10 protein-coding genes are annotated in these 13,240 nt (G+C 68.2%); 4 read left to right on the top strand and 6 right to left on the bottom strand.

Features of this window, described 5'->3' with window-relative positions; all coding sequences use genetic code 11:
• Positions 1-71 precede the first annotated feature (71 nt).
• Together FJ887_RS00050 and FJ887_RS00045 are read right to left on the bottom strand one after the other, a co-directional pair.
• Positions 72-1,589 (bottom strand): aromatic ring-hydroxylating oxygenase subunit alpha, encoded by a 1,518-nt coding sequence (locus FJ887_RS00050; RefSeq protein ID WP_250786132.1) that lies wholly within the window; start codon positions 1,587-1,589, stop codon positions 72-74.
• A complete protein-coding gene (locus FJ887_RS00045) occupies positions 1,543-1,893 on the bottom strand; it encodes a hypothetical protein (protein ID WP_181365686.1) in 351 nt (116 codons plus the stop codon). Before FJ887_RS00045 ends, FJ887_RS00050 begins: the two co-directional genes overlap by 47 nt.
• Here FJ887_RS00045 and FJ887_RS00040 point away from each other — a divergent pair.
• The gene (locus FJ887_RS00040; RefSeq protein WP_137826948.1) at positions 1,873-2,793 is read left to right on the top strand and encodes a LysR family transcriptional regulator; all 921 of its coding nucleotides are present in this window, start codon (positions 1,873-1,875) and stop codon (positions 2,791-2,793) included. The genes FJ887_RS00045 and FJ887_RS00040 overlap by 21 nt on opposite strands.
• 293 nt (positions 2,794-3,086) lie before the next feature.
• Positions 3,087-4,037 carry an ornithine cyclodeaminase family protein gene (locus FJ887_RS00035; RefSeq protein WP_140955798.1) on the top strand — a complete coding sequence of 317 codons (951 nt, stop codon included), beginning with the start codon at positions 3,087-3,089 and terminating at the stop codon, positions 4,035-4,037.
• Between the two features lie 8 nt (positions 4,038-4,045).
• Here the strand turns inward: FJ887_RS00035 and FJ887_RS00030 are convergent, their stop codons facing one another.
• The gene (locus tag FJ887_RS00030) at positions 4,046-4,819 is read right to left on the bottom strand and encodes a DUF6226 family protein (protein WP_140955799.1); all 774 of its coding nucleotides are present in this window, start codon (positions 4,817-4,819) and stop codon (positions 4,046-4,048) included.
• 59 nt (positions 4,820-4,878) lie between these two features.
• Positions 4,879-6,006, bottom strand: a complete 1,128-nt coding sequence (locus FJ887_RS00025) for a hypothetical protein (protein ID WP_250786131.1) — start codon at positions 6,004-6,006, stop codon at positions 4,879-4,881.
• Positions 6,007-6,205: 199 nt separating this feature from the next.
• Here FJ887_RS00025 and FJ887_RS00020 point away from each other — a divergent pair, with 199 nt between their 5' ends.
• Positions 6,206-10,162, top strand: a complete 3,957-nt coding sequence (locus FJ887_RS00020; RefSeq protein WP_250786130.1) for a hypothetical protein — start codon at positions 6,206-6,208, stop codon at positions 10,160-10,162.
• 268 nt (positions 10,163-10,430) lie between these two features.
• Here the strand turns inward: FJ887_RS00020 and FJ887_RS00015 are convergent, their stop codons facing one another.
• Positions 10,431-11,396, bottom strand: coding sequence for an ABC transporter substrate-binding protein (locus FJ887_RS00015; protein WP_140955800.1), 966 nt, complete (start codon positions 11,394-11,396; stop codon positions 10,431-10,433).
• Positions 11,397-11,529: 133 nt separating this feature from the next.
• On the opposite strand from FJ887_RS00015, the gene FJ887_RS00010 reads away from it, so the two are divergent.
• Positions 11,530-12,531 carry a siderophore-interacting protein gene (locus FJ887_RS00010; protein ID WP_250786129.1) on the top strand — a complete coding sequence of 334 codons (1,002 nt, stop codon included), beginning with the start codon at positions 11,530-11,532 and terminating at the stop codon, positions 12,529-12,531.
• A gap of 281 nt (positions 12,532-12,812) precedes the next feature.
• Here the strand turns inward: FJ887_RS00010 and FJ887_RS00005 are convergent, their stop codons facing one another.
• A complete protein-coding gene (locus FJ887_RS00005; protein ID WP_250786128.1) occupies positions 12,813-13,049 on the bottom strand; it encodes a hypothetical protein in 237 nt (78 codons plus the stop codon).
• Positions 13,050-13,240 lie beyond the last annotated feature (191 nt).

Below are 13,240 nucleotides of genomic sequence, written 5' to 3'. Positions count from 1 at the left end.
GAACGTCGCCTTGCTCGCCGGCGCCCCTGGCCGCAGGTCTGCCTCCAGGGGAAACGGTGACCTCACGTACCTCATCGCCCGTTCACCCTCTCCCGGTGCGCCGTGAGCCGTTCGATGTACCACGTGCAGAACTCATCGAGGTGCACCTCGGTGGGCGCGTACGGTCCGGGCAGGTACGCCGGGGACGACACCCCGAGCTGCCCGCGCTCGCAGAACGTCGCGTCCTGTTCGTTCGTCTTCATCCACACCGTCGTGAGGTTCTCGAGGTCGTAGTCGATGCCCTCGACCGCCTCGGCGTCGACAAGCCACGTCGTGCGCACGAGCGTCCGGTCCGCGGCGAGGGGGACGAGGCTGAAGGTGACGATGTGGTCGCCCATCGCGTGGAACCACATGTTCGGCTGGACGTGGAGGGAGGCGCGTCCGAGGGTGAAGGTGTCGAGGTCGCCGAGCAGCTTCGCCGAGGCGGCCGCACCGTCCATCGTGTACGACTCCCCCATCCCGTCGAGGGCTGCCCGTTCGATCCTGAACCCGGTGGGGCGTCCGCTGAGGTCTTCGACGAGGGTGTAGGGCACACCGTTGCGATCGCAGTTCTCGTGCAGGCGCGCCTCGGCGTCGAGGAAGCGCTGGTAGGCCGGCTGCAGGCGAGTGGGGATCTCGTCGGGGGCGTAGCCGTAGGTGGGGAAGAAGGTGCAGGTGAGCTCCGGGTGGCCGGCTTCGCAGTGGTAGCACTCGCGGTTGTTCTCCATGACGAGCTTCCAGTTCGAGTCCTCCATGAGGTCGACCTGGGCTGCGACCTTGGCCCCGGCGATGTCGTGGGGTGCGATGTAGGGGGCGATGACGTCGGCGACCTCGGCGATGTCGTCCGGCGGCGGCCCGAGGCAGATGAAGATCAGCCCCGCGATGACGCGGACGCTGACCGGACGCAGGGAGAAGCACGCGGGATCGAAGCCCGGTGCCTGCGCCCCGGCGGAGATGAGCTCGCCGCCGGGGGTGTAGGTCCACTGGTGGTAGCTGCACACGATGTTGCCCACCGACCCGGCGAGGTCGTTGAGCAGCCGGGTGCCGCGGTGCCGGCAGACGTTGTGGTGGGCGCGGACCTCGCCGTCGTCGTCGCGGATGACGATGACCGAGTACGTGCCCACGTCGATCGTCACGTAGTCGCCGGGGTCGGGCACCTCGGCGACGGTGCCGACGAAGATCCACGTCGAGGCGAAGATCGCTTCGACGTCACGGGCGAAGAACTCGGGGCTGATGTAGAACGGGGCCTCGAGGGACCAGCCAGGGCGGCGCTCGTCGATGAGCCGGTCGAGCGCGCCCGGCGCGCTGAGATCGGCGCCCGGCGCGCTGAGGTCGGCGGGCGGTGCGTTGAGGTCGGTGGGCGGTGCGCTGAGGCGGGCGGCCGGCTCACCGGGGTGGGTTGGGGCGCCTGGCCCATTGGGGTGGACGGGGGCGGCTGGCCCGCCGGGGCGGCCGTGGGCGCCTGGCCCACTGGGGTGGGCGTGCGCGGCTGGCGCACTGGGGTGGGCGGGGGCGGGGACATCGTCAGTCGGGGCGGGCGTTGCGGTCCGGGACCGGGGAGCCATCGTCATCTCTGCTCCTGCCTTTCAACTTCCACTGCATCGTGCTCGCTTCGGCCAGTCGGATGATCGCCTCGGCCGGTCGGGTGATCGCCTCCGCCGACGCTCCACCGCTCTGGGGATCGTCCGTCCCGCGGCCGACGTCCTGTGCCGCAATCGGATGCGGCCGACGTCCCCTTGTGCCACCGGCGATGCGCTGGCCGAGCATCCGACATCTCGCTGTGTCTCCAGTGTCGAGGCGGCAGATGACGAAGAAAAGCGAATCATTTCGTGGATGGTCGTGAAAGAATATTGCATGATCGATCGTCGCCTCCACGTTCTCCGCGTCCTCGCCGAGGTCGGCACCGTCACGGCGGCCGCCGAGCGCCTCGACTTCACTCCCTCCGCGATTTCGCACCAGCTGAGAACCCTGTCGAAGGATCTCGGAGTCGCCGTGCTCGAACAGCACGGCCGCACCCTCGTGCTCACGCCCGCCGGTCAGCTGCTCCTTGAGCGCACGCAGGAGCTGTTCACCCGGTGGGAGGAGATCCGCGGGGAGCTCTCCGAGGCTGGACACGCAGTCAGCCAGCGGGTCCTGCGGCTGTGCGGCTTCTCGACGGCCGCGGCGAGTCTGCTTCCGCTCACGGCCGAGCGCGTCATGACCTCGCATCCCGGAGCCGAGGTGCGGATCATCGAAGCCGATCCGCAGGAGTGCTTCGACCTGCTCCTCGCCGACCAGGCCGACATCGCCGTCGTCGTCGCGACCGATCCGCTGCCGCCGCGCAGCGATGCCCGGTTCGAGCAGTCCGCGCTCTTCACTGACCGTCTCGATCTCCTCGTCCCCGGCCACCACCGTCTCGCCGGACGCGAGTCGGTGGCCCTCGGCGAGGCAGCGGAGGAGAAGTGGATCCTCGATCGGCCCGGCACGCCCTACCACCGCCTCGTGCGCACTTCCTGCGCCGCCGCGGGCTTCGTCCCCGAAGTCGCCCATGAGTCCCACGAGTGGGAGACGGGGGCCGCGCTCGTCTCGGCCTCGCTCGGCGTCGCGCTCGTCCCGCGCCTCGCGCACCTGCCCGAGGGCTACGATGCCGTGCGCGTGCCGCTGCGCGGGGATCCCGTCCCGGCTCGGAAGATCCTCACCGGGATCCGCAGCGGTTCGGCCGGGCAGCCGCTCATCGCCGCGGCGCTCACTGTCCTCACCGAGGCGGCCGAGGTCGTCGCCCGACGCACGTCGTGAGGATCCACCGCTCAACGCTCACGCGCGAGACCCGGGGTGAGACCCGACAGCGGTGGTCGACCCAATAGCGGTGGTCGACCCGACAGCGAGACCCGACAGTGCGACCCAATAACGGTGGTCGACACGACGATGCGGCCCGACTCACGGACCGCGCTTCGCCCTGCTGCCGGCATCACCTAGCCTGGAGGAGACCGCCCCTGCCACCCGGTGCTGCGCGCCCTCGGATGTCCGCACCCCGATGGACCGCACCACCGTCGCAGCGCGAGGGGTCCGCAGTGAGGAAGGACGTGACGATGAACGATGTGACCTACCTCGACGCCGATGCGGTGGTCGCGGCCCTATCCCCCGCCGAGGCGGTCGCCGCCCTCCGCGAGGCGCTGGCCGGGGATTTCGATCCGGCCGATGACATTCCGCGCACGATCGCCGACATCAGCGCCGGCAACATGATCTTCATGCCCTCCGAGCTCGGCGCATGGGTCGGGGTCAAGCTCGTCGGCGTCTCGGTCGACAATCCCGATCACGGCCTGCCCCGGATCCAGGGGCAGTACCTCATGTATGCGGCCGAGACGCTGCAGCTGCGCACGGTCATCGACGGTGCGGCGCTGACGACCCTGCGGACGCCGGCGGTGTCGGTGGCGGCGATCGAACCGGCGCTGTCCCGGTTCACCGGACCCGTGCGCGTCGTCGTCTTCGGGGCGGGCCCGCAGGGCGTCGGACACGTCGACACCCTGCGCGAGGTTCTCAACGTCGATCTCGCCGATGTCGCGTTCGTCGTCCGGCATCCCGATCGTGTCGCCGCCGGAGTGCGTGAGCGCGGGCGTGTCATCGCAGCGACCACCGCCGAGGCGAACGCCGCCCTGCGGGAGGCCGACATCGTCGTCACGGCGACGACGGCGAGCAGTCCGCTCTTCGACGGCGACCTCGTCCATGACGGTGCGATCGTCATGGCGTGCGGCTCGCACGACCCGCACGCCAGAGAGCTGCCGGCGTCGCTGTTCGCACGCTCGGCGGTCGTCGTCGAGGATCTCGGCACTGCGCTGCGCGAATGCGGGGATGTCGTGCTCGCGATCACCGACGGCGAACTCGACGCGGAGACCCTCATCACGATGAAGCAGCTGAGCACCGGCGAGGTCGTCGTCGACGACGAGCGGACCCTGATCTTCAAGGGGTCGGGGATGTCGTGGGAGGATCTCGCGGTGGCCGCGAAGATCACCGAGGAGGCATCAGCCGCCTCGGTGGGGTGAGCCCGGACTCAGGCCCAGTCCTGCATGGGACGCGGCGACCAGTCGGCGAACCACGGGCGCGCCCGGTGCTTCGCGGGCTTGTGCGCGGCGTCGCCGGAGAGCTCTCCGGCCGCGTCGAACGAGGTGCGGTAGCCGGAGTACTGTCCGCCGGACTGCGCTTCGACGGAGCCGTCGACGATCGAGAAGATGAGGCTGTCGAGCTGCTGGAGGAGGACGTCGGAGCCGTAGTCGCAGAAGTCGCAGCCGCAGTCGGGCACGCGGGCCAGTGACACCGCGGGGTCGCCGAGGGCGATGACGACGTTGGCGACGAGGTCGACGCCGTGGTCATCGGGGACGTAGTCGTTGAAGCCGATGACGAGTTCGGGATTGTCGGGGATTCCGCTCGTGATCACCTCGGCGTGATCGGCGGACGCGAGGAACGGATCATCGGTCGCCCAGTCGACCTCGGGGTTCTCCCGCGCGCTGCCTCCCCACCGGCGCAGGACGTTGATCCACGCGCGGGCTCGGGCGTGGACGATGTCGAACTTCGCGTGGTCGGTGACGTCGGCCTGATCGTCGGGGCCGTTGACCCGGCCCCATTCGAAGTCGGGATTGCGGTGCGGGTCGTCCCACCTCGGCGTGTCGGCTCCGGTGAGGAGGAATTCGTCTTCGACCGCACGGAACATCTCAGCGGCCCGATCGGACACCGGCATCGTCGCGATCGCATGGTTCCACCGCTGGTCAGAGCGGTCATCGAAGGATCGGGCAAGGTTGGTTCTCAGCTCTTGCCACCAGAAAGTCATGGTCCGATCTTAGTCCGGGTCGCGCGTCGGACCGGCAGGGCTCTGGGGGAAGCGGTTCCTCAGTCCTGCAGACGCGTCGTGCCCTCATACCCTCCTGAGGTATTCAGCTGCTTCGCGTAGCAGTTGTCGGGGCCGAGTCCGTTGGACGAACACCACGACAGCGCGTCCTCGGGATCGTCATAGCCGATGCCGACGATCGTCACCCAGAAATCGTCTTCTTTGAAACTCGCGAAATCCCCTGACCACACCAGTTGTACGCGCGGATATTCCTTCCGCATCTGCTCGTGTTCGGCGAGAATGTCCTTCGGTTCCCACGTCTTTCCCTCGGCTTCGATTCCGACCTTCTTCGAACTCAGCTGGGGCACCCATTTGCCGTCGAGGTCGGCGACGACGGTCTTCCGATCCGTGGTGACGATCTGGTCGAGCGCCTGCTTCGGATCGGCGGGAAGCGAGGGGGACGACTCCGGAGCTTCGGTCGGATCAGCGTCCTCGCTCGGCCCGGCGCTCGGAGCCGTCGAGGCGTCCTCGCCTGCCGGCGCCGTCGTCGCTGCGACAGTGGACCCCTCGTCACCGTCCCGGTTGACGAACATCAGGGCGCCGAATCCGATCGCGGCCGCGGCGATGACCGCGAGCACGACGACGGCGGCGATGAGGCCCTTGCTGCGCCGAGGCGGCTGACCGGCGGGTGCGGCGCCGGAGGGTGCGATCCCGGTCGGCAGCTGGTTCGAACCCGGTGGACCCGGCGGGGGTGCCACGCCCGGCGGAGTTCCGGGTCGGGCAGCAGCGTTGGGCGGTGGTGCTCCCGGGGTGGCCGCGTTCGCTGGTGGTGCTGCCGCGCTCGGTGGTGGGGTGGCCGCGTTTGCTGGCGGGGTTCCCGGCGTTCCGGTCGCCGCGGACTGCGAGCGCGGGGGCCGCGCGGGGTTCTGCTCGGCGATGTAGGGCATGCTGGGGCTGTTCGGTTCCGCACTGTCGTTGCCCCAGCCCGTCTCGGCGCTCCGGCCCCAGCCGGTGTCGGTGCTTCCGGTGCCGGAGCCTCGGCCCCAGCCGGTGTCGGTCTGCCGACCCCATCCCGAATCGCCGTTCTGGTTCCACGCATTCTCGGCACGGGGATTCTCCGCTTGAGCGCTGCCCGCCGAATCGTCGCGCGGCCATTCGTCGCCGTTGCCCTGGGGAGATTTCGTGCTCATCGGCAGCTCCAGATCACTTGTCGGTCAAAAAGTTCTCTTCACGGAAACTTCCATCGCCATTCTCAGCCTAATATAAGGACATCACTACAACTGAATGGATCGATGGAAACATCGATCTGCTGGGAAACCGATTTCAGACCAGCGGCCACGTCAAGCGCACTGCAGCGACCGGTGTGCGAGAGCAGTCGGAGGACTCCCCATGAGCAGAACGCCCGCATCTCCCCCATCCGGACACGACGACGATGCCGACCGTCGCCCTGCCGCCGAGGACTCAGCTAGCAGGCCCGGCTCCCCCGCTGGCGCCGAAGGCGCCGAGGCGGCCAAGGGAACCGACGAGGCGAAGGGAACCCACGCGGTTAAGGGGACCGGCACGGTTAAGGGGACCGGCACGGTCAAGGGCACTGGGGATGAGAAGGCTGCCGGCATTGCGAAGGGAAGCAGGGCCAACGGAAGCAGTGCGAAGGGAACCGGGGTGCCGGAGGCGACGGACGGAGCCGAAGGCACCGGGGCGGCGAAGTCGACCAACGACGTCAAAGGCACCGGGGCGCCGAATGCTGCTGACGGATCCAGCGGCACTGCGAAGTCGACCGACAAGGTCAGTGCCGCCGGGACAGCGAAGGCGACGGACGGCGCCAAACGGACCGGGACCGCGAAGTCGACCGACAAGGGCAGTGCCGCCGGGACAGCGAAGGCAACCAACGAAACTCAGGCCGACCAGCCGCCGAAAGGCAGCAGGGCGAGCGCCTCTGCCTCGCCTGACACCTCTGCCACGCCTGGCGCTGCTGACTCGCCTGGTCAGACTGCCACGCTTGGCACTGTTGACTCGCCGGGTGCCGCGGGCACAGACTCGGGCACCTTCGGCGGCGAGGCAGACGTCCCCGTGAAGCCGGGAGCTCCACCGACCAATTCCGCACCCGAGTCCACGGAAGCGACGGCACAGTATCCGCGCTTCTCTCCGGAGGCTGCAGCGGCGGCGTCCGCAGCCGCGGCGTCCATACCAGGAGCGGCTTCCGCAGCCGCAGCGAACCCGCCCGCCGATCCTTATGCGACAACGGACACACCGTCTGCGACACCAGGAGGGCAGTCTCCCACCCCCGGCACGTCGGGCCAGCTCCATTCACTAGGAGCAGAACAGGGTTCGCCGTACGCAGCCCAGCCCTACCCATCGCAGAGCTCAGAGAACTCAACGCAGGGATCCCAGCCTTCTCCCCAACCCGGCCAGCCCTCTCCGCAGCCGGGCCAGCCGTATTCCCCGCAGAGCCAGACCTACGCCCAACAGGGCTCCCCCTACCCATACCAGAGTTCGCCTGACCCGAACCAGGGTTCGCCCTATGCCGGCCAGGGCTCGCCCTATCCAGGTCAGAGTCACCTCGGCGCTCCGAGACCGTCATCGCGCTACACCGCCCCGCTCTCCCAGGGTGCGACGTGGCGGGCGATTCTCCTCCCGCCGGGAATCGCCCTCGCCGCGGGCATCGTCGTCGCGATCATCCTCGCCGCGATCGCCGGTTCGATGTCTGACCTCGACTCATTCACCGAGTACACGGGCATGAGCACCGACAAGATCGGCTACGCGCTCCCCTTCGTCCTCCTCGCCCTGGCGCTGTTCGGCTCGGCCGCCGTGCGGTTCGAGTTCCAGTCCGACGGATTCGCCTCGGCCAGTGGGGACATCGTCCTCTCCGGTGCCCCTCTCATCATCACCGCAGTCGTCCTCGGCACGCTGTGGTGGTTCACCCGGTGGAGCGAGCTGCGCTCCCCCTCCCCCAATCGGGGGTCGACGTGGATTCGCATCGGCATCTCCGCCCTCGCCTTCACCATCGTGCTCTTCGTCCTCCAGCTCATCTTCGCCGCCCGCTTCTCGCTCATGGAGGGCAGTCAGGGCGCCACACTCGAGTTCTCCGCGGTCACCGCGCGATCGTTCTTCCTTCCGCTCCTCGTCGTCATCGCCGTGAGCATGTGGGGTCGCATCGCCGGTCATTTCAAGGGCACCGAGGCGGTCGGAGCGCGATTCCTCCGCTGGGTCGTTCCCGCCGCACTCGTCGCATGGATCCACCTCATCGTCATGGTCGCGATCATGTCCGTCGTCGCCCTCTTCGTCCTGCCGCTCGGACTCGACGTTCCCGGGCAGCTCGTCCCCCTGACCTTCGTCAACATGGGTCTCATCCTCACCCTGCTCGTCCATCTCGGTGGTCTCACCGCCTCGATGGCCGGCGCGTTCGGCATGGAGTCCGGAAATTTCTCGGAGACACTGACGATCTTCAGCGACGATGTGCCGGGACAGCTGTGGCTGGGGCTCATCGCAGTCGCCGTCGCCGTGCTCGCGGCCTCCCTCGTCGCCACGGTCACGCGGCGTCCGTACTGGACCGCGCAGGGTCCCGACCCCCGGCAGTGGAGCACCGCATGGCGGATTCCCCTCGCGTTCGCCGTGGTGTGGGGGCTGCTCTCGGTCCTCGCGCTGCCTCTGCGCGCGGCCCTGCAGGGCTCGGCACAGGCGACGGAGATGTTCGGCGGCATGGGCACGGCTGAAGCCGGCATCGGCGTGCTGGCCTGGTCGTTCCTCATATTCGCTGTCTGGGGCGGCCTCATCGAGGTGGTCTCGCGCACCCTTGGGCCGAGGCTGGCGCTGACGATGCCCGGTGTCGCGAAGCTCCTCGCCGGGCGCGCTATTCATCCGCACTGGGGACACGCCCTCGGGATGAGCGAACCGCGCTTCCCGCTCATCCACCCCGATGCCGTCGCCGGCGGGTCGACGCCTCCCCCGCCGCCACCGGTGGCACCCGGGTACCCGGCACCGGGAAGTGACGCGGGTGCGCCCGGACAGCCGGGCGCGGTCTCCCCGGGATCCGGTGGCAGCAGTCCCGGAGATGCTCACTCCGCCGCGACCACCACCTCGGCGTCGGGGTCACAACCGGCAGGGGCGTCCCCCACCGCGGGACAGGACGCGTCTGCGCCCTACGCTTCAGCGGCGGGCCACTACGCGGCCGGGCACGCCGCGTCGGCATCGAGTCAGCAGCCGACCGCCCAGCAGTGGAACAGCAGCGCGGCCCCACCCTCCGGTCCTCCGGCTGGGTATCCCGCGACCCCGCCGGCCAAGCCCTTCAACCGCAGGAAGGCGACGCTCGTCGGAGTGATCAGTGGGGCGGCGGTCCTCGTCCTCGTCGCGGGGCTGATCGTCGTCACGCAGGTCAACGGCGGAATGTTCGGCCCCGAGGCCACCGTCGAGAAGTATCTGCAGCGCCTTGCCGACGGAGACGCCGAAGGCGCGCTCGAGATCGCCGATGTCGACGTGCCCGCCGAGCAGCGGCAGCTGCTGACGAACGACGTCCTCGGCGGCGCCAAGGCCCTGCCGACCGACATCTCCGTCGCCGACGCCGATGTCGCCGATGATCAGGCGCTCGTGTCGGCGACGTTCGACCTCGGCGGGAGCAAGAGCACAACCGAGTTCTCGCTGGTGAAGTCGGGCAAGACTGCGCTCTTCTTCGACGAGTGGACGCTGCAGTCGCCGGAGCTCGCGCCCCTGACGGTGGACACTCCGGGACTGAGCACGGTCAAGGTCAACGGGATCGACGTCGACACGACCGACTCGGCGCTCTCCCTGCCGGCGTTCCCCGCCCTCTACACCGTCGGGTTGGCCGAGAAGAGCGACCTCGTCTCCGCGGATCCGATCGAGGCCCGCACCTTCTTCGGCGGCAGCGTCGAGGATCAGGATCTCGACGCAGGTGATCCCGCGCTGCTCGCGCCCGAGCCGACGGACGCGTTCCGCAGCGAGGTCGACAAGCAGGTCAAGACGCTCGTCGACAGCTGCGCGAAGAAGACGGTGGCTCAGCCCGATGGCTGCCCGTTCGGCTCATACAGCGCCGAGAGCTTCGATGCCACGGATCTCAAGTGGTCGATCTCGTCGTACCCGACCGTCACGGTGTCCGATCCGTCGTCCGATCCGTACTACTACGACGGCGGAATGGGAGCCGGGCCCAACGGCGGTCCGTCGTGGGCGATCACGACGGTCTCCGAGGGCGAGGCGCTGGTGACGGGCAGCTACGACTCGTTCTTCGACGACGGCGGGGCATTCGATGACACGGTGATCTTCTCCGTCGACGGCGTCGCCGAGATCGTCGACGGGAAGGTCGTCATCACCATCAGCGACGGCTACGACTACTGAGACGAGCGGTGGCGGAGGTGGTGACCTGCGGCTGCCGTGATGGCCGGTGGCAGGGACGGCCCGTCGCCGCACGGACGGCTCGTCACCGTCGGGACGAGCCGTTGCTGCCGGAATGGTCAGCTGTCGGAACGCTCGGCCGTTTGCTGCGAGGGACCGCGCCGGCGACGCCGCGCCTGACCAGGTCGGGTCCTGACCGTCTCCGGCCGTGAGCGCACGCAGACCTGATCGTGGGCGGTCCCGACCAGTTCCGGGCCCGGAGTCAGCCGGGTCAGTTCTTGTCGATGTCGTCGGCTCGGTCGAGCACCTCGGCGAGGTCGTTGAGCCATGCTGCGTACCCGTCGTAGGTGAAGGCGCGCTTGTCGTCCCAGGTGCCGGTCTGACCGGCCTTGACCGTCGGCAGGCTGAGGTAGATCGGATTCGTCTCGAAGTCGGCCGAGGCGTCGTGGACGAGGAGGACATCGGCGGGGTAGTCGCTGATCTTCTCCCACGAGACCTCGGCCCATGAGCTGTCGGCGCCGGAGTCGGGTCCCACGAGGGTCACGCCGTCGTCGGCGAGCATCCGAGCGATGCCGAGGTCCTTCGCGGTGTAGATGATGTCGGCGTTGAAGTTCGCGAGGAGCACCGTGAGCCAGTCCTTGTCCGCGGTGACGTCGCGGATGCGCTGCCGTGCCGCATCGAAGTCTCGGCGCTGTGCGGCGATCTCCGCGGAGCCGGTGTCCGCACCGATCGCCTGGGCGACGGCGGCGTACTGGCCGAACATGTCGTCAGGTGTCTGGTCCTGGAGCTTGATCGGGACGAACGGGACGAGCGAGGTGACCTGTTCCTTGAGCTTGTCATCCCACCAGGTCCAGCCGTCGCCGGTCTCGTTGCCGTAGGCGACGAGGATGTCGGGCATTGTCGCGGCCAGTGCCTCGGTGTCGAGTTCCATGTCGGTGCCGACGACCTTGACGCCCGTGGAGTCGAACGACTTGCCCGGGGATTCGTTCTGCCCGAATCCGAAGACCGCGACGGGAGTGATGCCGTAGGGCGCGAGCGCGGCTGCGGAGTAGAAGTCCATCGCGATGCGCTCAGCCGGTCGGTCGAGGGTGACGGTGACCCCGTCGTAGCCGGCGGGCGAGTAGGAGAAGTTCTTCGCCGAGGATTGAGCGGCACCGGACTCGGACGCCTCGGTGGAGCAGGCGACGAGGGCGAGCGGAGCGAGAGCGGTGAGAGCCAGGAGCTGACGTCGGCGCATGACGACCTTTCGAGAGGGAGCGGGAACGAGATCACCGTAGCATCATTGTGGAGAGGCTAACCTAACAAAGATGTTATGCTCGTCGAGTACCAGCCGGATCGCTCCTGCCCGTGCAGGAGGCAGAGGAGAACACGTGTCACGAGCATCCATCGGCGCTTTCGAGGCCACCGTCATCGGCGTCGAGGACCTGAGCCCCTCATTCCGCCGCATCACCTTCGGTGGTGACGGCTTGGCGGATTTCGGCACCGACGGGCATCCGCGTGACCTGCGGTTCAAGCTCATCATCCCGCCGGGCGGACTGAGCGCTCCGGAGTTCGACCTCCTCGGTTTCTTCGCCGAGCAGGTCGAGGCCGGGAACCCGTGGTACCAGGCGTGGCTGCAGGTCGATGAGGATGTCCGTGGGGCGATGCGCACGTACACCGTCCGCGAGTGGCGCGGTGATGCCCGGGAACTCGTCGTCGACATGGTGCTCCACATCGATGATGACGGCCATTCGGGTCCAGCGGCGACCTGGGCCAAGAACGCTGAGATCGGCCACCGACTGCACGTCATCGGCCCGTCCCGTCACCACCAGGGCGCGTACGGCGGCATCGAGTTCGACTGCGGCGATGCCGATCAGATCCTGCTCGCCGGTGATGAGACCGCCGTCCCTGCCATCGCCTCGATCCTCGACTCGCTCAAGGACGCGACCGTCAGCGGCAGGGCCGTCATCGAGGTTCCGAGCGCTGACGACATTCTCGACCTCACGACCCCCGAGGGCTTCGAGGTCGAGTGGCTGCCGCGCGGCGACGCCGACTTCGGTGCGCTTCTCGAGCCGGCGGTGCGCGAGGCCGTGCGCGCGGAGAACAAAGCCCTCGCCGAGGTGGGGGCGTCGGTGTCCGTGGGAGGCGGAGTCGAACTCGAGGATGTCGATATCGACGAGGAGATCCTCTGGGACACGCCTGCCCTGCTCACGCAGGCCGCGAAGAGCAGTTCGAGTGACACCGAGCACGGCTCCCGCCCGTTCTATGCGTGGATCGCCGGCGAGGCCGGCCCGGTCAAACGACTGCGCCGTTACCTTGTGCAGGAGGTCGGCGTCGACCGCAAACAGGTCGCGTTCATGGGTTACTGGCGACAGGGCAAGGCCGAGGGCTGAGAACGAGCCGAGGGGTGAGAGCGAATCGTCTCATCTTGGGGCGAGCTCGAGCTGACGGTGCCCCGACGGTCTGGTCGGCTGCGGTGTCGTTCAGGTGGCAGTTCCACAGCCACAGTTGGTGATTGTTCCATAGTCGCAGATGGTGATGGTCCCATAGCCGCAGATTGGGTTCGAGCACAGATTGAGCTCAGGCTCAGATAGAGTTCGGGTACAGATCGGGTTCGGATACAGATTAGGTTCTGGCACTGATTGGGTTCGGGCACAATTGTCCCCTGGCCCGGTCAGTCTGGTGGCCGACTCGACCCGTTGGCACTCGACCCGTTGGCACCCGACTCGCCCCCGCCACCCTCATCGTGGCCGCCCGTGCCGCCGAGGTCGTCGAAGAGGGTGCTCATGATGTCCTCGGCCAGGAACCGGGGATGGAAGACCGGTTCCCGGGCAGGATCAACCGATGCCGGTGGCACCCACGCCGGGCGCCCATTGGCCATCATCCGCATCTCCCACTCCGACCGATCCATCAGATGATGATGAGCACTGCACGCCAAAGCCAGATTGTTGACCTCCGTCAACCCACCCCGGGCATGCGGGACCACATGATTGGCATCACACCACCCCGGAGGCGCATCACACCCCGGGAACGTACACCCCTTGTCACGAGCCGTGACCACCGCGATCTGCTGCTTATTGGCAAACCGTTTCTCCGTGAGCA

Origin of the sequence: Brevibacterium sp. XM4083, assembly GCF_006489205.2 — a bacterium.
In the GTDB taxonomy this organism is placed as follows: Bacteria; Actinomycetota; Actinomycetes; order Actinomycetales; family Brevibacteriaceae; genus Brevibacterium.
The sequence above is the reverse complement of the archived record's forward strand: the minus strand, read 5'-3'. Positions and strand labels throughout refer to the sequence as shown.

What these genes read in the sequence shown, in the direction of transcription:
- FJ887_RS00050 (WP_250786132.1), bottom strand. Translation starts at nt 1,589, where the DNA reads ATGACGATGGCTCCCCGGTCCCGGACCGCAACGCCCGCCCCGACTGAC.
- FJ887_RS00015 (WP_140955800.1), bottom strand. Translation starts at nt 11,396, where the DNA reads ATGCGCCGACGTCAGCTCCTGGCTCTCACCGCTCTCGCTCCGCTCGCC.
- FJ887_RS00020 (WP_250786130.1), top strand. Translation starts at nt 6,206, where the DNA reads ATGAGCAGAACGCCCGCATCTCCCCCATCCGGACACGACGACGATGCC.
- FJ887_RS00030 (WP_140955799.1), bottom strand. Translation starts at nt 4,819, where the DNA reads ATGACTTTCTGGTGGCAAGAGCTGAGAACCAACCTTGCCCGATCCTTC.
- FJ887_RS00025 (WP_250786131.1), bottom strand. Translation starts at nt 6,006, where the DNA reads ATGAGCACGAAATCTCCCCAGGGCAACGGCGACGAATGGCCGCGCGAC.
- FJ887_RS00005 (WP_250786128.1), bottom strand. Translation starts at nt 13,049, where the DNA reads ATGGATCGGTCGGAGTGGGAGATGCGGATGATGGCCAATGGGCGCCCG.
- FJ887_RS00035 (WP_140955798.1), top strand. Translation starts at nt 3,087, where the DNA reads ATGAACGATGTGACCTACCTCGACGCCGATGCGGTGGTCGCGGCCCTA.
- FJ887_RS00040 (WP_137826948.1), top strand. Translation starts at nt 1,873, where the DNA reads ATGATCGATCGTCGCCTCCACGTTCTCCGCGTCCTCGCCGAGGTCGGC.